Origin of the sequence: Flavobacterium flavipallidum, from assembly GCF_038289905.1 — a bacterium.
In the GTDB taxonomy this organism is placed as follows: Bacteria; Bacteroidota; Bacteroidia; order Flavobacteriales; family Flavobacteriaceae; genus Flavobacterium; species Flavobacterium flavipallidum.
Genome location: NZ_JBBYHU010000048.1, coordinates 1 through 19,918 on the forward strand (window position 1 = coordinate 1; position 19,918 = coordinate 19,918).

21 protein-coding genes are annotated in these 19,918 nt (G+C 32.9%); 6 read left to right on the forward strand and 15 right to left on the reverse strand.

The features are described 5' to 3' along the window. Positions 1 to 256: 256 nt before the first annotated feature. The gene (locus AAEO59_RS15645; RefSeq protein ID WP_341701688.1) at positions 257 to 2,446 is read right to left on the reverse strand and encodes a B12-binding domain-containing radical SAM protein; all 2,190 of its coding nucleotides are present in this window, start codon (positions 2,444 to 2,446) and stop codon (positions 257 to 259) included. A 68-nt stretch (positions 2,447 to 2,514) separates the two neighbouring features. Continuing rightward, on the reverse strand, positions 2,515 to 3,792 hold the full coding sequence (locus AAEO59_RS15650; RefSeq protein ID WP_341701689.1) for an MFS transporter: 1,278 nt from the start codon (positions 3,790 to 3,792) through the stop codon (positions 2,515 to 2,517). Positions 3,793 to 3,901: 109 nt separating this feature from the next. Here AAEO59_RS15650 and bshC point away from each other — a divergent pair, with 109 nt between their 5' ends. Both bshC and AAEO59_RS15660 read left to right on the forward strand, forming a co-directional pair. Then, positions 3,902 to 5,491 carry a bacillithiol biosynthesis cysteine-adding enzyme BshC gene (gene bshC, locus AAEO59_RS15655; RefSeq protein WP_341701690.1) on the forward strand — a complete coding sequence of 530 codons (1,590 nt, stop codon included), beginning with the start codon at positions 3,902 to 3,904 and terminating at the stop codon, positions 5,489 to 5,491. Between the two features lie 93 nt (positions 5,492 to 5,584). Beyond that, entirely contained in the window at positions 5,585 to 6,004 is a 420-nt protein-coding gene (locus AAEO59_RS15660) for a nucleoside-diphosphate kinase (RefSeq protein WP_341701691.1), read from the forward strand. Positions 6,005 to 6,142: 138 nt separating this feature from the next. On the opposite strand, the gene AAEO59_RS15665 is transcribed toward AAEO59_RS15660, so the two are convergent. Together AAEO59_RS15665 and AAEO59_RS15670 are read right to left on the reverse strand one after the other, a co-directional pair. After that, positions 6,143 to 6,439, reverse strand: coding sequence for a DUF721 domain-containing protein (locus AAEO59_RS15665; RefSeq protein WP_341701692.1), 297 nt, complete (start codon positions 6,437 to 6,439; stop codon positions 6,143 to 6,145). Further along, the gene (locus tag AAEO59_RS15670) at positions 6,420 to 6,863 is read right to left on the reverse strand and encodes a hypothetical protein (protein ID WP_341701693.1); all 444 of its coding nucleotides are present in this window, start codon (positions 6,861 to 6,863) and stop codon (positions 6,420 to 6,422) included. Before AAEO59_RS15670 ends, AAEO59_RS15665 begins: the two co-directional genes overlap by 20 nt. Positions 6,864 to 7,093: 230 nt before the next feature. Here AAEO59_RS15670 and AAEO59_RS15675 point away from each other — a divergent pair, with 230 nt between their 5' ends. Beyond that, entirely contained in the window at positions 7,094 to 8,161 is a 1,068-nt protein-coding gene (locus AAEO59_RS15675; RefSeq protein WP_341701694.1) for a serine hydrolase domain-containing protein, read from the forward strand. A 47-nt stretch (positions 8,162 to 8,208) separates the two neighbouring features. On the opposite strand, the gene AAEO59_RS15680 is transcribed toward AAEO59_RS15675, so the two are convergent. The 11 genes from AAEO59_RS15680 to AAEO59_RS15730 all read right to left on the reverse strand — a co-directional run bounded on the left by AAEO59_RS15680 (position 8,209) and on the right by AAEO59_RS15730 (position 15,257). Then, a complete protein-coding gene (locus AAEO59_RS15680) occupies positions 8,209 to 8,631 on the reverse strand; it encodes a hypothetical protein (RefSeq protein WP_341701695.1) in 423 nt (140 codons plus the stop codon). A gap of 38 nt (positions 8,632 to 8,669) precedes the next feature. Next, entirely contained in the window at positions 8,670 to 8,831 is a 162-nt protein-coding gene (locus AAEO59_RS15685; protein ID WP_341701696.1) for a hypothetical protein, read from the reverse strand. 4 nt (positions 8,832 to 8,835) lie between these two features. Beyond that, entirely contained in the window at positions 8,836 to 9,789 is a 954-nt protein-coding gene (gene ftsY / locus AAEO59_RS15690) for a signal recognition particle-docking protein FtsY (protein ID WP_341701697.1), read from the reverse strand. A 124-nt stretch (positions 9,790 to 9,913) separates the two neighbouring features. Next, positions 9,914 to 10,066, reverse strand: a complete 153-nt coding sequence (locus tag AAEO59_RS15695) for a DUF4295 domain-containing protein (protein WP_074517211.1) — start codon at positions 10,064 to 10,066, stop codon at positions 9,914 to 9,916. A 76-nt stretch (positions 10,067 to 10,142) separates the two neighbouring features. Next, positions 10,143 to 10,325, reverse strand: coding sequence for a 50S ribosomal protein L33 (rpmG, locus tag AAEO59_RS15700; RefSeq protein ID WP_026714106.1), 183 nt, complete (start codon positions 10,323 to 10,325; stop codon positions 10,143 to 10,145). A 33-nt stretch (positions 10,326 to 10,358) separates the two neighbouring features. After that, positions 10,359 to 10,595: a 50S ribosomal protein L28 gene (gene rpmB, locus AAEO59_RS15705; protein WP_026714105.1), complete on the reverse strand. Its 237-nt coding sequence runs from the start codon at positions 10,593 to 10,595 to the stop codon at positions 10,359 to 10,361. 74 nt (positions 10,596 to 10,669) lie between these two features. Next, the gene (locus tag AAEO59_RS15710) at positions 10,670 to 11,923 is read right to left on the reverse strand and encodes a competence/damage-inducible protein A (RefSeq protein WP_341701698.1); all 1,254 of its coding nucleotides are present in this window, start codon (positions 11,921 to 11,923) and stop codon (positions 10,670 to 10,672) included. A 106-nt stretch (positions 11,924 to 12,029) separates the two neighbouring features. Then, positions 12,030 to 12,374: an Hpt domain-containing protein gene (locus AAEO59_RS15715; protein ID WP_341701699.1), complete on the reverse strand. Its 345-nt coding sequence runs from the start codon at positions 12,372 to 12,374 to the stop codon at positions 12,030 to 12,032. Further along, entirely contained in the window at positions 12,374 to 12,985 is a 612-nt protein-coding gene (locus AAEO59_RS15720; RefSeq protein ID WP_341701700.1) for a fumarylacetoacetate hydrolase family protein, read from the reverse strand. Before AAEO59_RS15720 ends, AAEO59_RS15715 begins: the two co-directional genes overlap by 1 nt. Positions 12,986 to 13,067: 82 nt before the next feature. Further along, complete coding sequence (locus AAEO59_RS15725) at positions 13,068 to 13,838, reverse strand: 3'-5' exonuclease (RefSeq protein ID WP_341701701.1); 771 nt, start codon at positions 13,836 to 13,838, stop codon at positions 13,068 to 13,070. A gap of 117 nt (positions 13,839 to 13,955) precedes the next feature. Further along, complete coding sequence (locus AAEO59_RS15730) at positions 13,956 to 15,257, reverse strand: dihydrolipoamide acetyltransferase family protein (protein ID WP_341701702.1); 1,302 nt, start codon at positions 15,255 to 15,257, stop codon at positions 13,956 to 13,958. 406 nt (positions 15,258 to 15,663) lie between these two features. Between AAEO59_RS15730 and AAEO59_RS15735 the strand changes: the two genes are divergently transcribed. From AAEO59_RS15735 to AAEO59_RS15745, 3 genes are all read left to right on the forward strand, one after another. Next, positions 15,664 to 16,632 (forward strand): T9SS C-terminal target domain-containing protein, encoded by a 969-nt coding sequence (locus AAEO59_RS15735; RefSeq protein ID WP_341701703.1) that lies wholly within the window; start codon positions 15,664 to 15,666, stop codon positions 16,630 to 16,632. Between the two features lie 48 nt (positions 16,633 to 16,680). Next, a complete protein-coding gene (locus AAEO59_RS15740) occupies positions 16,681 to 18,543 on the forward strand; it encodes an ABC-F family ATP-binding cassette domain-containing protein (RefSeq protein WP_341701704.1) in 1,863 nt (620 codons plus the stop codon). A 126-nt stretch (positions 18,544 to 18,669) separates the two neighbouring features. After that, complete coding sequence (locus AAEO59_RS15745; RefSeq protein ID WP_341701705.1) at positions 18,670 to 19,659, forward strand: hypothetical protein; 990 nt, start codon at positions 18,670 to 18,672, stop codon at positions 19,657 to 19,659. Positions 19,660 to 19,918 lie beyond the last annotated feature (259 nt).

Genomic DNA, 19,918 nt, shown 5'->3' on the forward strand with positions numbered 1-19,918 from the left:
AAATAATTTAGGCTACAAAACTGCTAAAAGAAGAATCGCAATGGAACTTAGAGATATGATTACAGCGATTTTGATAATATTCGCAGGTGGAAATCCTGATAAAGTATTTAAAACATAAAAAAAATGGCCAGAATTTCTTCCGACCATGACTACCCAAAAAGGAGGTTTATTAATTATAAGATAGTCACAAAAAAATTAAATATTAAGACACAAGAAAACAACTAAAAGGAGCTCAATTATCATCCATGTTTACAAATTACAAAACTAAAAGTCCAAATTCACGCAAAGTATTCATTGGTTTAGAATACCAAAACAATTCAAAATCTTCTAAATTAGTTTCAAAGTCGGCTTTTAATTCCTGAAAAGTATAGATTTTAGTATTAGAAACAGCAATCTTTTGAAGCATTATCACTAACCACTCACCTTCTGCTTTAGCTGTTTGAATTGAAAAACTTTCTTTCTTATCATGAAAAGTCAAACTCATCATTTCCCAAGAGCGTCCTTTTTTTGATTTAACAAAAATCTCAAATGAAGGTTTTCCTCCTACCCAAACCACCTTAGCATTAGGCTTTATATTAAAATCAACATCAGATTCTAAGGCATTAAAAATAAAATCGGGATGAATTTTTGTTTTTGGAATTTTAAAATCAAACCATTCCTGCAAATCAAAATCGAAGCAGATACCATGCATGTAATTGAACAATGATTTTTTTAGACCAAAACTAAATTGATCATGATTGATTCCTGTTTTGTCTTTATAATTAATATCATTGTTAGCAAATGTCCCTATTTCCTCAGTTTCTTTTACAGCTCCAAATTTTTCAGGATACATGCCCACAGGACTATGTGCCGTCATAGCAAACTGATGCCAAAATCCCGATTGCAAAACACCTGCTTCAAACAATTGACGCACCATTTCGAGACTATCCACCGTTTCCTGAATGGTTTGTGTAGGATAGCCATACATTAAATAGGCATGCACCATAATCCCTGATTCGGTAAAATCCCGGGTAACTCTGGCAACTTGTTCCACCGTCACTCCTTTATCAATGAGTTTCAATAAGCGATCGGAGGCAACTTCCAATCCTCCCGAAACAGCAATACAACCTGAAGCTTTGAGCAGCACACACAAATCGGCAGTAAAACTTTTTTCAAATCGAATATTGGTCCACCAAGTAACTGATAGTTTTCTACGAAGAATTTCGAGTGCTAAAGCCCGCATTAAAGCCGGTGGCGCTGCTTCGTCAACAAAATGAAATCCATTTTGCCCTGTTTGCGCTATCAATTCTTCGATACGATCACAAAGCAAACTTGCCGCCACTGGTTCGTAAATCTTGATATAATCTAATGAAATATCACAAAAAGTACATTTACCCCAATAACATCCATGCGCCATGGTGAGTTTATTCCAGCGACCGTCACTCCACATACGATGCATCGGATTGACAATTTCGATAACTGAAATATATTTATCCAAAGGCAAATCCGAATAATCCGGAGTTCCCACTTGAGATTGCTTGTAATCTGACTTTATGGAATTGTTTTTATAAACTACTGCTCCATTTTCTAAAAGAAAAGTTCTTTTATAGAACTTCTCGACTGCGCTCGAAGTGACAGCATTTATAAGTTCTTCAATAGGAACTTCGCCATCATCTAAAGTAATAAAATCGAAAAACTCAAAAACACGAGCTTCCGAAAGCGAACGCAATTCGGTATTAGGAAAACCGCCACCCATTGAAATCTTAATTTCAGGATGATGTTGTTTTACCCATTGTGCACAACGGAAAGCTGAATATAAATTTCCCGGAAAAGGAACTGAAATAAGAAAAAATGTGGGTTGGATAGTTTCAATTCTTTCTTTTAAAATCGAAAAAAGAATGTTATCAATATATGTTGGTTCCTGTTGCAAAGCCTCATATAATTCATCAAAGGAATTGGCACTCCTGCCTAAACGTTCGGCGTAACGACTAAAACCAAAATTCGCATCAACACATTCCACAATAAAATCGGAGATGTCTTCAAGATATAAAGTTGCCAAATGCTTCGCCTTATCCTGAGTTCCCATCGTTCCAAACGCCCAATCCAATTCTTCCAATTGTGCAAAACGGGATGCTTCCGGCAAATAATCTTCCTGACAAATTTGCAATGCTAAAGTGGGATTCTTCCCCTGCAAAAAAGCAATAACCGAATCAATTGTTTTAATATACTCGTACTGCAAAGCAAAGATTCGTTTGCAATTGTCTGATATTGGTTGGCAATTTCCGGTCTGAAACAAATCAGTTAATCCTTCTTTCGAAAACAATTTCAAAATCACCTCAATCCCTAAATCCGCCTGTACTGATTCTACATTTATCGTATTCAAAAAACCTTTGATATAAGCTGTTGCCGGATACGGTGTATTCAGTTGGGTAAAAGGCGGAGTAACCAGAAATAGTTTTGTTTTCAAAAGGAAATTGTTTTGTGCAAAAATAGGGGATAAAAATCCCCTATTATAATTTTAAAACAAACTTATTTTTAAAACTTATGTTCGTCTTTGCTAATGACCAATAATGAAATTAGCGAAATACAAGCCGCAACCGTAAGATACATCCCTACCGAAGCTATACCGTAAAGTTCAGATAACTTAATTGCAACCATTGGTGCAAAAGCAGCACCTAAAATTCCTGCCATATTAAAAGTCAATGATGCACCAGTATAACGAACAGTTGTCGGGAATAATTCAGATAAAAAAGTCCCTAATGGCCCATAAATGAATCCCATTAATGACATCCCTAAACAAACAAAAACAGTTACTAACACGATATTATTTGTCGTTAAAAACAATGAAAAGAAAAAACCAAACAATGCAATAGCAATAGTGGTGTAAATCAGCATTTTTCTTCTACCTATTTTATCTGCTGCCAAAGCTGAAATCGGAATAAAAATAGCAAAAAACAATACTGAAAATAACTGAATTAAAAGCGCATCTCTATTAGAAAACCCCAAACCTTTAGTATTCCAATTCAACATAAAAACGGTCATTAAATAAAACACTAAAAAAGTAGTAATTGCCGCCAAAGTACCAAAAATCAACTGATTTTTATAGGATTTAAAAACAGTCACAAAAGGAACTTTTACTTCTTTTTGTTCTTCTTTAGAGTTTTCAAAAGCCGGAGTTTCTGTAATTTTCAATCGGATATAAAACCCAACAAGTACTAACAAAGAACTCGCAATAAAAGGAATCCTCCATCCGTAATCCATAAAAGCTTCAGGACTCATGGAATCTGTCAACAACAAGAAAGTTCCTCCCGAAAGCAATAATCCTACCGGAGCTCCTAATTGCGGAAACATCCCGTACCAGGCGCGTTTGTGTGGTGGCGCATTTTCAATTGCCAATAAAACAGCTCCTCCCCATTCGCCTCCTAAGCCAACACCCTGACCAAATCGGCACAGCATTAATAATATGGGAGCTAAAACACCAATGCTGGCATAACTTGGTAAAAACCCAATACTTACTGTAGAAATACCCATAGTTAATAAGGCAACTACCAAAGTTACTTTTCGACCAATTTTATCACCATAATGACCAAAAACAGCCGAGCCTAAAGGTCTGGCAAGAAAGGCAATTGAAAAAGTAGCCAGCGATTCTAAGGTAGAAGTTGTACTATCAGCACCAGGAAAAAATAATTGTGGAAAAACTAATACAGCCGCATTAGCATAAATATAAAAATCAAAAAACTCTATAGTTGTCCCTATCAAACTACCAAAAAGCACATGTTTTAAGGAATTTATTTTGTTATTCTCAGCTTTCATTTTAAAAAATTTAGAATTTAAAATCTTGCAAAAGTCTTCCTTATTTTCGAAAGCTACAAATATTTAGTTCCAATATTTTTTGGTAATTTTACTCAAAAGAAATTCAAACATGCCCAACGACTGTATCAACTATCAGGAATCAGGATATTTCTCTCCTTTGATGAATGATTATTTAAACCAGAATCCAAAACTAAAATCGCTATATAACCGTTTTCCGTCAATTGAAAACTTCGAAGCTCAAATATTTGAAAAACAAAAAAATTTCGATTCAATTAACCGTAATCAACTCGTTTCAGTATTACAAAAACAATATTCAGGGATTGAAATTTCACAACTGACAGAACAAAACATAGAATCTTTAAAAGTTAACAATACTTTTACAGTAACTACAGGCCACCAATTAAATTTATTTACTGGTCCTTTATATTTTTTGTACAAAATCATTTCTACAATCAATTTAACCAAAGAATTAAAAGCAAAATATCCGGCTTATAATTTTGTGCCTGTTTACTGGATGGCGACTGAAGACCATGATTTTGAAGAAATCAATTACTTTAATTTCAAAGGAAGAAAATTCCGTTGGAATACGACAAGTACTGGACCGGTGGGCCGACTTTCAACAGAAAGCTTAGCTGATTTCTTCGAGATATTTGAACAGGAATTAGGTACAAGTAGCAATGCTGAAAAGTTAAAACAACTATTTCAGGAAACCTATTTAAAACACCATACACTTGCTGAAGCGACTCGTTTCTTAGCCAATAATTTATTTGGATCTCATGGTTTAGTCATTATTGATGGTGATGATAGCGAACTAAAACGCAGCTTTATCCCTTACATAAAAGAAGAACTTCTACAACAAACAGCTAACAAAAAAGTTCTTGAAACCACCGAAAAACTGAAAGAATACAACATTCAGGTAAATCCGAGAGAAATTAATTTATTCTACATCGAAGATGATTTACGTGAGCGCATTATTTTAGAAAATTCAAAATACATAATCAACAATACAAAATTGGAATTTTCTGAAGATGAAATTTTAAAATTACTCGAAAGTAACCCTGAAAAGTTTAGTCCTAATGTAATTATGCGACCTCTTTATCAAGAAGTGATTTTACCAAATCTTTGCTACATTGGCGGAGGCGGAGAAATAGCGTATTGGTTAGAATTAAAATCATTTTTTGATACTGTAAACATTACTTTCCCTATTCTTTTAGTTCGAAATTCAGTTCTTTTAGCCACCGAAAAACAACTTAAAAAAGCGGATAAATTAAACCTAAGCTGGGCCGATTTATTTTCTAAACAAAGTGATTTAGTAAACAACAAAACCAAAGTACTATCTGAAATCGATATTGATTTAACACTTTTAAAAGAGCAATTACGAATCCAATTTAATACTTTACATGAAATCGTTAACAAAACGGATTCTTCATTTGCTGGTGCCGTAAAAGCGCAGGAAATTAAACAATTCAAAGGATTGGAAAATCTCGAAAAAAGATTGCTTAAAGCCGAAAAAATAAAACTTCGAGACACATTAATGCGCATCACCGATTTACAAAATGAATTATTCCCTAATCAAAGTTTACAGGAACGACAGGCTAACTTTTCAGAATTTTTTATCGAAAGCGGAGAACAACTCATCCCTAAACTTATCGAAACATTAAAACCTCTCGAACAACGATTTGACACCATCGGTTTATAAATTTAACAAACAAGAATGTGTTTTTGACGTATTTATTGCGTAATTATAGTCTGTTTGAGACAAAAAAAGCTACTTTTATAAAAAAGAAATTAAATGACAACTAATAGAACGTTTACCATGATTAAACCCGATGCTGTCGCTAATGGACACATTGGAAACATACTTGCACATATTACTAATGCAGGATTTAAAATTGTATCTTTAAAATTAACCCAACTTACAGTGGCAGATGCAAAAGCTTTTTATGCAGTTCATGCCGAAAGACCTTTCTATGGAGAATTAGTAAACTTCATGTCTAGCGGACCAATTGTTGCTGCTATTTTAGAAAAAGAAAATGCTGTTTTAGATTTCAGAACGCTAATAGGTGCAACTAATCCAGCTGAAGCTGCCGAAGGAACTATCCGTAAATTATACGCTACTTCAATGGGAGAAAATGCTGTTCACGGTTCAGACAGCGATGAAAATGCAGCCATCGAAAGCGCTTTTCACTTTTCAGGAAGAGAGCAATTTTAGTATTCAGTGTTCAGGCTTTTAGCGTTCATTCGCAGTTGAAAGTCGCATATAAAAAAAATCCCGTCTTGTTTTTTTTTTAGAGCAAGACGGGATTTTTTTATTTGAATAACTGATTACTAAAAATCTGAACACTGACCACTACCTAAGAACCACATCTTTCACCACTTCACGCCCTAAATCTTCATTAATCATTTTAATAATTTTAGATTTGCCGTGACTTAACTCCTCTCTTAATACTGAAGAAGTTAATTCTACATACAAAGTACTACCCTTGAGAACTACATTTCGGGTATAACTATTCACACCGTTGCCCATCAAATTTTGCCAAGCCTCCTTTACGTCAATTACATCCATTCCTGACTGCAATTTATTCACCTGAATAATTTGCTTCAAAACATCTCCTATCGAACTTTCATTATTTAGTCTCTTGGCCATCTTCCAGTAAATTTATAGGTCCTGCTTTTTTATAATGGTATTCTTTATTTTGATCATTTTTAATTTGCATTTCATCATCTGAAATACTGATTAATTCTTCCGTCCATTTTGCATAAGGAGTCGAATAATCCAGATAAACATGATCCTCTACAAATCTAACTTTTACTTTTTCATAATCCTCATTAAACAAAAAGGTTCCGTTAAATTGTGGACGAACTTTCCTGCGAATTCCTTCATTTTTAGCAATTTTAAAAAAATCAAAATTCTCATTCATCTTATATTCCTTGTCATCGGCATCTTTGAAACTCACCTTTTCTATCTCCCAATAACCATTTAATTTATTAATATCTTCAGGAGTAATCTTTTGTTGACAGGAAGCCAAAAACAAACAAACAAAAAGAATTTTAAAAACATTTTTCATCATAAATAGTATTATTTGGAGCCTATTCCTGCTGTACACTATATCTGTTGTGCCAAAACCTGGCACAACAGGATGCCGCTTCCATCAGGGCTAGTAATTGGTAACAAAAATACATTTTGTTTACCAAAGAACATTAGCAATATCAAATTTTAAATTCTCAAAAAATAAAAGTTCACTTAAACTATTTTACATAAATTTGGTCTTAAAGTAGTTACAACTTTAATCTCCAGATCATGCCTAAAATAATCATTGCTCTTTTTTGTCTTTGTCTATTTGTAAATTGTAGCTCTGAGACCAATTCAGAAACTATAACCGAAGAAAATATGTATTTCCCTCCTACAAGCGGAACCAACTGGGAAACAAAATCCATCAAGGCTTTAGGATGGAAACAGGAAGCCGTTCAACCTTTATTAGATTATTTAGAACTTAAACATTCTAAATCCTTTATGATTTTAGTAAATGGAAAAATTGTTATGGAAAATTATTTCAATGGCCACACAGCAACATCTAATTGGTACTGGGCAAGCGCCGGAAAGACATTAACCGCTACGCTAACTGGAATAGCCGAACAGGAAGGTTTAATCAATATCAATAATAAAGTATCCGATTATATAGGAACAGCATGGACATCTGAAACTTTAGACAAAGAAAATCTAATTACTTGTAAACATCTTCTAAGCATGACTTCCGGAATTGAAGATTTAGCTAATGGTGATGACGTTTCACCTGCAAAACTAACTTATAAAGCTGATGCAGGAACACGTTGGGCTTACCACAATGTATATGTAAAACTTCAGGATGTAATTGCTCAGGCAAGCGGTCAAACCTGGAGTAATTATTTTAATTCTAAATTGAGAAATAAAATTGGTATGAATGGAATTTGGCAAGCATTAGACAATAACATTGTATATTTCAGCACCACCCGTAGTATGGCTCGTTTTGGCTTATTAATGCTCAACAAAGGAAAATGGGACAATACCATAATTTTAAACGAAGACTTTTTTAATGCAGCAACCACAACATCTCAGGATATCAATCTATCTTATGGTTATTTATGGTGGTTAAATGGCAAAAGCAGTTATCATTTACCTCAAAGCCAACTTCAATTTTCAGGAAGTATCATTCCAAATGGCCCAAATGATATGTTTATGGCTTTAGGAAAGAATGATCAAAAAATTTATGTAATTCCAAGCAAAAAAATGGTTGTTATTCGAATGGGTGATGCCGCAGATAACGTTAATTTAGCCTTATCCGATTTTGATGATGTACTTTGGCAAAAAATAAATGCATTGTATCAGTAAATAATACAATCCTATATAATAATAGTATCAAAAAGGAAATGGAGTCATTAAGAAATTTGATTATAAGCTTCATACTTCTTCTTAGCATAAAATTTATAAATTCTCTTAGTAAACCAAATAAAGAAAACAAACAACAAACAATTACTTATTCCTAGAAAAAGATGTTTGGTATTATTTGGAAAAAGGAGTATAAAATCGTGACCTTTAATCGTAGCCGAATAACTGGAAACACAAAACGGAAATAGAAAAAGCCTAATTTTAATCCAAATATCCTGTTTTACGCCTTGTTGGTTTGTAGATAAAAGAAGTGCAAAACCTATAATCAACGAAATTCCGAGCGAACTTGCCCAAAGCCTTAATGAAGGCTCAAAATAAATAGATAAAATAGAAAAATACCAAATCAAATAACACCAAAGAATTATCTTTGGAATCTTCATGTTTACAATATAACTGATAGCAGGCTTTTTCATATTTTCATTTTTTTTAAAAATGACTGCCTAAAATATTATTAGCCTTTCTTGCTTCTATTTTTAAAACCAATAAAAAACAAGAGAATACCAACAATCAATAACGCATAATATAAGGTTCGATATTGCTCTCTGATAAGATTAGCTATCACAAAACAAGCAACACTAATCATGTATAAATAAATTGGGGCTATGTTCTTCATGTTTTTATTTAAAGAAACTATCTACAAATTCAAACTTATTGAAGACTTGTAAATCTTCTATTCCTTCTCCCACACCAATGTATTTTACAGGAATTTGAAATTGATCAGAAATTCCAATAACTACACCACCTTTAGCCGTTCCGTCTAATTTAGTTACCGCTAATGACGTTACTTCGGTGGCAGCAGTAAATTGTTTAGCTTGTTCAAAAGCATTCTGACCTGTAGAACCATCAAGAACCAATAAAACATCATGCGGTGCATCGGCAACCACTTTTTGCATTACACGTTTTACTTTTGATAATTCATTCATCAAATTAATTTTGTTGTGCAAACGTCCTGCTGTATCAATAATTACGATATCAGCATCCTGAGCAACTGCTGACTGCAAAGTATCAAAAGCTACAGAAGCAGGGTCAGAACCCATATTCTGTCTTACAATCGGCACATCTACACGGTCAGCCCAAATTTGTAATTGGTCAATAGCTGCAGCTCTAAAAGTATCAGCTGCACCAAGAACCACTTTGTAACCCTGCTTTTTAAATTGGTAAGCTAATTTTCCAATAGTAGTAGTTTTTCCAACACCATTAACACCTACAACCATTAAAACATAAGGTTTGGTATTAATTGGAATGACAAACTCGGTAGCTTCACCAGTATTTGTTTCTGACAACAATGAAGCAATTTCTTCCTGAAGAATTTGGTTAAGTTCAGAAGTTCCTAAATATTTATCTTCAGCAACACGGTTTTCTATACGAGTAATAATTTTTAAAGTGGTATCTACTCCCACATCAGAAGAAACAAGAATCTCTTCTAAATTATCCAAAACATCATCATCAACTTTCGATTTCCCTACAATTGCTTTACTAAGTTTCGAGAAGAAAGTAGTTTTTGTTTTTTCGAGACCTTTATCCAGGGATTCTTTTTTTTCTGAAGAAAATATTCTTTTAAAAAAACTCATCGTATTTATGATATTAAAATAAATCTATTCGTTTATATACCCGGCTTACTTTGCCGGAGTAAATATAAAAAATAAAAAAGCTACTTCCTGAAGAAAGTAGCTTTTCTATATATGTTTTTGTGAATTATTTCTTTTTCAAGAATTCATCAACTAATTCAGGAGCAACAATCGTTTCCACGAAAGTATATGCACCAGTTTTTGGAGATTTTACCATTTTAATGGCTTTTGACAATCTCTTAGAAGCTGTTTGTAACGATGCTACGGTTTTCTTTGCCATGATTCAAATGTTATTTGAAGCTTTTTGTAAATCCCAAATAGTTAAACTATTGGAGATTTACAAAAATCTCTAATTATTACTTAATTTCTTTGTGAACAGTTACTTTCTTCAAGATTGGATTAAATTTTTTAATCTCTAATCTGTCTGGAGTATTTTTTTTGTTCTTAGTTGTTATGTATCTTGAAGTACCAGCAACACCTGAAGCTTTGTGTTCAGTACATTCTAAAATTACCTGGATTCTATTACCTTTCTTTGCCATCTTGCTATATATTTATTATAGGAATTAAAAGAATTATTTAATAAATCCTTCTGACTGTGCTTTTTTCAAAACAGCGTCAATTCCATTTTTGTTAATTGTTTTTATCGTAGATGCTGCTACTCTAAGAGTAATCCATCTATCTTCTTCTGGAAGATAAAAACGCTTTTTAACTAAGTTCACAGAAAACTTTCTCTTAGTTTTGTTCATAGCGTGAGAAACGTTATTTCCTACCATCGCTCTTTTACCTGTAAGGTCACAAACTCTTGACATTATATTTATCTTTTATATCGTTATTCAAAATCAGGGTGCAAAGATATACAAAACAAATCTTTCAAACAAAAAAATTATACGACATTTTTAAAAATTTCTTTCTTAAGTATTTCTAAACTTTTAATCAAGGCCCTATCTATCACTTTTTCACGGGGTTGACCAAAATTAAACTCTTCTACAATTACCTCATTTGGCGTTGCTAAAGCAATAAAAACACTCCCTAACTCTGCATTATCAGCACCTTTTGTTGGACCAGCATTTCCAGTTGTTGCAATCGCATAATCTGTATTCATTAGCCTTTGAACATTTAACGCCATTTCTTGAGCTACCTGAGCACTTACCACCGAAAACTCATCTATCACTGCTTTAGAAACCCCCAACACATTTACCTTAGCCTCAGTAGCATAAGAAACAACACTACCTTTAAAATAATTTGAAGCTCCCGGAACCGCAGATAAACGAGCTGCAATTATCCCTCCCGTACAACTTTCGGCCGTAGCAATTGTCTTTTGTTGTTTCGTTAGCATTTTACCAACCAAAACTTCTATAGTTTCATCCTCATCAAAACCAACAATAATATCACTAACAATTGCATTTAAAGAGGCCACATATGACTCCAAAGCGTTTTCCAAGACCTCTTTATTTTTTCCTCTGGCTGAAAGTCGCAATCGAACACTTCCCGGAGCAGGTAAATAAGCTAGCTTGATAAATTCAGGCAAACTATTTTCCCAATCTTCAATTCGTTCTGCAACCATACTTTCACCCTGACCGTAAGTCAAAATAGTTTTATGAATAATATAAGGACGATCGTATTCCTTAACGACTTTTGGAATAATCTCATTTTCTACCAAATATTTCATTTCAAATGGTACACCAGGCAAAGAAACAAAGACCGTATCCTCCTTCTTCATCCACATTCCCGGAGCAGTCCCCACCTGATTATGCAACACTGTACAGCGAGAAGGCACTAAAGCCTGATCTTTATTAATTTGAGTAATCGTACGCTTATAAAAACCTTCAATTAACTGTGTGACATGTTTCAAAACCGCCTCATCAACAACCAACTCATCTTCAAAATAATCACAAAATGTTTTTTTAGTTACATCATCTTTTGTTGGTCCAAGTCCTCCGGTAACTATTACTAAATCTACCTTGTTTTGTAATTTTGCAAATGTATCCAGAATATGCTGCTTATCATCTGTAATAGAAATCATCTCATGAATCTCTACTCCTATTTTGTCCAGCGATTTTGCAATAAAACCAGAATTAGTATCTATAATTTGACCTATTAAAATTTCATCTCCAATGGTGACAATGGTTGCTTTCATTTATTAACCTAATAATTTGAGTTGCTTTATAAAATAAAATCAACATTCAAAAAAATTGAATGTTGATTCTTAACTGATTTATTTCGAATAAAAAAGGAAGACCTATTTACAAATCAAAGTCTTTCTTAATTTCTTTGATTGCTTCTTTCACCTGAGTCTTAATGCTATCATACAAATGCTCAACATCTTTTCTTTTTCCTTCAGCCTTTGTCCATGCTTCTACCTGAAGAATTTCCTCAAATGCTACCGTCATCCCCAACAAATCTAATGTTGGCTTGATCTTATGTGCATAAGCATAAGCATGCTTATGATCTTTCTTCTTAATTCCTTCTTTTATTTGCGCCAAATCTTCTGGTACATCATTCACAAAAAGGGTCAAAATTTCGTTTACAAACTCTTGATCATTATCTGAAATTGCGTAAACCTTTGCTAAGTTATAGTGTAAAGCCATTATTTTATTTGTATTCTAAATAGTTTTTGTCCTTCTAAATACCCTTCCAAAACGTCGTTTGGATTTACTTTCGCAACACCTTTTGGAGTTCCTGTAAAAATAATATCGCCTATTTTTAAAGTAAAATATTGCGAAACATAAGCAATCAGCTCATCTATTTTCCACAACATCATATTTACATTTCCTTGTTGAACAGTCTGATTATTATTTTTCAATTCAAATGTAAGATTTTCTAACGAACTAAATTGCGCTTTAGGTAAAAAATCACCTATTACCGCCGAACCATCAAATGCCTTCGCTTTTTCCCAAGGCAAACCTTTGGCTTTTAAATCGTTTTGCAAATCACGGGCTGTAAAATCAATTCCTACACTGATTTCTTCATAATATTTATGAGCAAATTTTGGCTCGATGTACTTCCCTACCTTACTAATTTTAACTACAACTTCAATTTCATGTTGTACATTCTCAGAAAATTCAGGAATAACAAATGGATGTTGTTTCAACAAAATTGCCGAATCTGGCTTAATAAAAACCACCGGTTCCGCCGGACGTTCATTTTGTAATTCTTCTATATGGTCAGCATAATTTCGACCAACACAAATTATCTTCATTCTTTTTTATGGTTGGGAGTTAGGAGTTGGGAGCTGGAAATTAGAACAAACTTATTCTAACTTCCAACTCCAAGCTTCCAACTTATTTCGTATTTAACTTTCTTAATTTTATTCCCGTTAACACCTTTTTAGTATACAAAGGAAAATCTGCATTTTGAACCCAACTAAAATACCCTGGTTCTTTCTCTAATACCACATCTACTTTTACTCCTTTATGTTTACCAAACGTAAAAATCTCATTACCATCTTGATCAAAAGCAATCATTCCAGCAAAATCGGCTATTTTTTTTCTGGTGGTAAACTCCGATAAAGATTTCATATCATTTTCTAAATCGGAATAACGATCTAATTGTGCTTTCAAAATTTCATAAGTAGCCATAGTATCCGCTTCTGCTGAATGCGCATTATCTAAATTTTGCCCACAATAAAACTTTAAAGCAGCACTTAAAGTACGTTCTTCTTTTTTATGAAAAATAGTCTGAACATCTACCGAAACTCTGTTTTTCATATCAAAATCAACTCCTGCTCTTAGCAATTCTTCTGCCAAAAGCGGAATATCAAATCGATCTGAATTAAATCCAGCCAAATCACTGTCTTTTATCATATTGTAAACCTGAGGTGCTAATACTGCAAAAGTAGGCTCGTTAGCTACTTTTTCATCAGTAATTCCGTGAACAGCGGTAGTTTGTGGAGGAATTGGAATCGTAGGATTCACTAACCAAGTTTTACTTTCTTTATTTCCGTTTGGAAAAACTTTAAATATTGAGATTTCTACAATTCTGTCTTTTCCAATATCAATCCCTGTGGTTTCAAGATCAAAAAAACAGATAGGTCTGTTGAGTTTTAATTCCATTTTAATAATATATAGCTACAAATATATAGTTTTGAGTTTGATTTCTACAATAGTCTAAAAAAGAAAACCCGTCTCGCTATAAAAAACGAAACGGGTTTACAATATAATTTCTCAAGACTAAATAGTTCTTGTAACATCAAATCCTTCTAAATATTCGGCCACTCTTTTTACAAACATTCCTCCTAAGGCGCCGTCAACAATACGATGATCATAACCATGGGTTAAAAACATTTTTTGACGAATTCCAATAAAATCACCCTCCGGAGTTTCAATAACAGCAGGAACTTTTCGAATTGCTCCCAAAGCTAAAATTCCCACCTCTGGCTGATTGATAATTGGTGTTCCAAAAACACTTCCAAAAGACCCCACATTAGTTACCGTATATGTTCCTCCCTTAGTCTCATCCGGTTTTAATTTGCCAAGTTTAGCACGATTTCCTAAATCGTTTACAGCCTTTGCCATACCTACCAAATTCAGCTGATCTGCATTTTTAATCACAGGCACAATCAAATTCCCACTTGGTAAAGCAGCAGCCATTCCAAGATTTATATTTTTTCTTTTGATAATATTATCACCATCAACAGAAATATTCAAACCTGGATAATCTTTTAATGCCTTGGCCACAGCCTCCATGAATATAGGAGTAAAAGTCAGTTTTTCGCCTTCTCTTTTCTCAAATTCATTTTTATGTTTATCACGCCATTTTACAACATTTGTCATATCTACCTCGATAACTGAATAAACATGAGCCGATGTTTGCTGAGAAGAAATCATATAACCCGCAATTAACTTGCGCATTCTGTCCATTTCAATAATTTCATCTCCTCCATTTACCGAAACTGGAACAGTCGATTTTGACACAACCGTTTCTACAAATTTCTGTTCTGTTTTAATCTGAGGCTGATTACTTCTGTTTTTTACGTAGTCTAAAATATCATTTTTAGTAACCCTTCCTTCACTGCCTGTTCCCGGAATTTGTTCTAATTCTTCGATACTTATTCCTTCGGTAGCAGCAATATTTTTCACTAAAGGAGAAAAGAATTTTTCAGAACTGCTACTTTTTATACTCTCAGGAACACTTACCGTTTCCTTTGCAAACTCAATATTTTTAGTAACCTCTTCAATTATTTCCGGTGCTATTGTCTCTTCAATTTCCAGCTCCGCAATTGCGTCTTCACCTTCTGTTTCAATAATTGCAATTATTTGTCCTACCTCAACCAAATCATCTTTTGAAAACAATTGTTCTATTAAAACACCCGAAACTTCACTTGGCACTTCACTATCCACTTTATCGGTAGCAACTTCCAGCACTGCTTCGTCGGCTTCAATTTTATCGCCTACTTGTTTCAACCAATTAGTAATGGTTGCTTCTGCGACACTTTCTCCCATTCTTGGAAGCTTTAATTCGAATCTTGCCATATTGTTAACCTAAAAGATAGTATTAATTTCCGCTTGCGAAATTACTAAATTCTTAAAACATAAATTATATTAAATATGGTTTTGCTATATTAATTATAAGAAGCATCTCATTTTCAGACCAATACTCAACTTATTAATAAAAATCAAATTACAAATCAATTGATTTTTACCAATTCCTCAATAAAACAATCGATCTAAAGATGTATTTTTTTACAATAAATTAACTTTACATAACCTAATCGCTTTCGCAAAAGAGTTATTTTTATTTTTTTGTTACTTCAAAAAAAACAATTCTTATTTACTAAAGCTTACACAATCTAAACATCGAACTTTTAAAAAAGATTAACCGTAAATTCATTTATTTTTGAGCTAATAAAAAAGACGTTTCCTAAAAAAACTATTTGCATTGAAAAAGATATTCTTCCTTTTCCTGTTACTTTCAATAACCCAAATTCACTCTCAAATTTTAGGTTGCACCGATCCATTATCTAAAAACTACAACCCACACGCCACTATTAATGATGGTAGTTGTATTTATAAAAAAACCATTATTAAACCCGAATACACTCTAAAACTCAGCGATACCCTAGTTGAAACCTCAGGCCTAATAACTTTCGATAATTTATTATGGACTCACAACGATGACACTGACACAACTATATATGGAATAGATTCATTAGGAAAAATTAAAAAAAAGGTACATCTTGAAAAAGTTACCAACACCGACTGGGAAGAGATTGCACAGGACAGCAGCTACCTCTACATTGGCGATTTTGGGAATAATTATCAGGGTAACCGAACCGATTTGCATATTCTGAGAATTGAAAAAAACTCTTTCTTAGCCAATAAACCAATTATTGACACCATCTCTTTTTCTTATTCCGACCAAAAAGATTTTACTATTCAAAAACCGAATAGCACTAATTTTGATTGCGAAGCTTTCATCGTTTCCAAAGACAGCATCTATTTATTTACCAAACAATGGAAATCAAATAAAACGAACATTTACACCTTACCAAAACAAGCCGGAAATCATATTGCACAATTAAAGCAAACTATTGACACCAAAGGCCTGGTTACAGCTGCAACTTACTTAGAATCTAAAAATCTAATCACACTTTGCGGATATACTAAGTTGGGAAAGCCGTTTTTATACTTATTGTATGATTTTAAAAACGATGATTTTCTTTCAGGAAATAAACGAAGAATTAATCTCCAATTCTCTTTTCATCAAATCGAAGGAATCACAACTACAGACGGTCTTCATTATTACTTAACGAACGAATCCCTGATTAAGAAACCTATTTTAAATGTTCCTCAGCAAATTCATTACTTTGATTTGAGTTCATTATTGAATTCCTATCTCCATAAATAATTCGCAAATCGGGATAGAATAGCTTACTTTTGCCAAAAAATTACCACTGTGAATTATTTATCTGTAGAAAATATATCCAAATCGTTCGGCGAAAGAGTTCTTTTTGACAACATCTCTTTTGGAATAAACAAAGACCAAAAAATTGCCTTTATAGCCAAAAACGGCTCCGGAAAAACCACTCTTATGAGTATTATCAACGGTCTGGAAGAACCCGATACCGGACAGGTGGTTTTGCGAAAAGGAATCAGAATGGCATTTTTATCTCAGGATAATAATTTACAGGACGAGTTAACCATCGAAGAAAGCATCTTTGCTTCTGACAATGAGACTTTAAAAGTCATTGAACAATACGAAAAAGCATTAGAAAACCCAGAAGACGAAGAAGCTTATCAAAAAGCTTTTGACGCGATGGATCAGCACAATGCATGGGATTTTGAAACCCAATACAAACAAATTTTATTCAAATTAAAGTTGGAAGATTTTAAACTGAAAGTAAAGAATCTTTCGGGTGGACAAAAAAAGCGTTTATCTTTAGCTATTATACTAATCAATCGTCCTGATTTATTGATTCTGGACGAACCTACCAACCACTTGGATTTAGAAATGATTGAATGGCTGGAAACTTATTTTGCCAAGGAAAACATCACCTTATTTATGGTAACGCACGATCGTTTTTTCCTAGAACGTGTTTGTAATGAAATCATAGAATTAGACAACGGAAAATTATACCAATACAAAGGAAATTACTCTTATTATTTAGAGAAAAAAGAAGAGCGAATTACTTCAGAAAACGCAAGCATTGACAAAGCCAAAAACTTATTTGTAAAAGAATTAGAATGGATGCGCCGTCAGCCAAAGGCTCGAACGACGAAATCTAAATCGCGTCAGGATGATTTTTATGTAATTAAAGAAAAAGCACAAAGTCGTCGTAAGGAGAATAAAGTGGAACTGGAAATCAACATGGAACGCATGGGAAGCAAGATTATCGAGCTTCACAAAATTTCGAAAAAATTCAAAGACCATGTGATTCTGGATAATTTCAGTTTTGACTTTCAACGTGGCGAGCGCATTGGAATCATCGGTAAAAATGGAACCGGAAAATCCACTTTCCTGAACTTATTAACCGGAACTTTACCTCTTGATTCGGGAAGAGTCGTAAAAGGCGACACTATAAAAATAGGTTATTACACTCAAAGCGGAATCAACCCAAAACCGGGACAACGTGTAATTGACGTTATCAAAGAATTTGGGGAATACATTCCATTGATGAAAGGAAAAATCATTTCGGCTTCGCAATTATTGGAGCGTTTCCTTTTTGATGCAAAAAAACAATACGATTTTGTAGATAAATTAAGTGGTGGCGAGTTGAAACGTTTGTATTTATGTACCGTTTTGATTCAGAATCCGAACTTTTTGATTCTGGATGAGCCTACAAACGATTTGGATATTGTGACTTTGAACGTATTAGAAAGTTTCCTTCTGGATTATCCGGGATGTTTACTGGTAGTTTCGCACGACCGTTATTTTATGGACAAAATTGTAGATCACTTATTTGTATTTAGAGGACAAGGTGTGATTGAGAATTTTCCCGGAAATTATTCTGATTTTAGAGCCTATGAAGACAGCGTCGATGTGACACAAAAAGAAGAAAACAAAGCCGAAAAGAAGGAATGGAAACAAAAAAATCCAACCGGAAACCTGACTTTTAACGAACAAAAAGAGTTTCAAAAAATAGAACGCGATATCAAAGATTTAGAAATTGAAAAAGCTAAAATAGAACAACTTTTTTCTGACGGTAAAGTTGCCGACGCCGACATCGAGAAAAAAGCAAAAGAATTAGAAAACATCATCATAAAAATTGAAGCCAAGGAAGAACGCTGGTTTGAACTTTCGGCCAAAATGGAAGGATAAATTTGTTCCAAATTAAGACAGTAAATTTTTAAAAATATCCACAACAAAATGAGTTTATGTTGTGGATTTTTTTATTTGTAAGAAAATTATAATTTAGCAAAAAAAATATGCACTAAAATCTCATAAATGAAAAATTCTCTAATATTATTATTTCTACTCTTATTTGTAACATCTTCTCATTCTCAAAAAAAATTGAGTGAAAAAGAAATTAAATTTATATATACCTATTATTACCAAGATTTTGTAAAGAAAAATGATTTTTTATTTAGAAAAGATACATTCAACGATAAGGATTATTTCAAAAAAAAATTCAACAAACAAGAAATAGATAATTTCATTAAAGAATTTGAAAAATCTGCTAAATTAGAAATTTTTAAAACCTTTGATAAAAACGCATTAAATGTAACCACAATATTATCAGACAATTTTAAAGACGTAGGATTTGAAAACGTTAAAATCTCATTAACTGATTATAAACTATTTGACAATAGAAATGATTCTATAAAAATTAAATTTCGTAATGATTTTACAACATTCACGCCCAATAAAATAAATCATCGATCAGGATTGGTAAATGATACCATTTCAGAAAAACTTTTCGATAAATTTCACGGTGAAACCACTTACAAACTTTCATTCCTGACTGGCTACGACATAATTACTTTAAACCTAACAAATATTGGAGATACAATTGAACTTGGAGAATCAAAATATAAATTAATAGATTATCGTTTTAATAAATTAATTATCCAACAATTATCTGAAAAAGAAGAAAATATCAAATTAATTAATTTTTCAATTGACAACAAAGTGATTAAATCGTATGCCGCTTCGGATTTTTATGTAATGCAAAAACAAAATCCCGCTCTTAAAAGCAAAATAAATTTTAGCAACGGAAAAACCAGTGGATTACCTGCCTATTTTTATGATTTATTTTTAAAAAATCCCCAAATGACTTTTGATCAATTCAAAAATAATTTAGATTCCTATGAATCAAATCCATTAGATAAGAAGAGGATAATATTCCATATAAGTGCTATCATTGATCCTAAAACAAAATTCATTCTATATTATCCAAAATATGAAACCAGAACTATACAATTAAAAAAACTTTAAGAATGTACAAATGATTAATAAATTAATTATTTCTCAAAAATTTGGAGAATAATACTCAAAAAAATGGTTTGAACTATCGGTCAAAATGGAAGTATAATTCTTTTATTATACATTAAAAAAAAGCTGCAATTGATGTATGGATATGCAAATAAAAATTACAGTCTAAGTTAAGCTACATTTTTGTAAATGATATTTTGATTATTAAATTCCTCGATTGTTTTGTAATTTAAAGCGCGATGTCTCCTTTTTCTGTTGTACC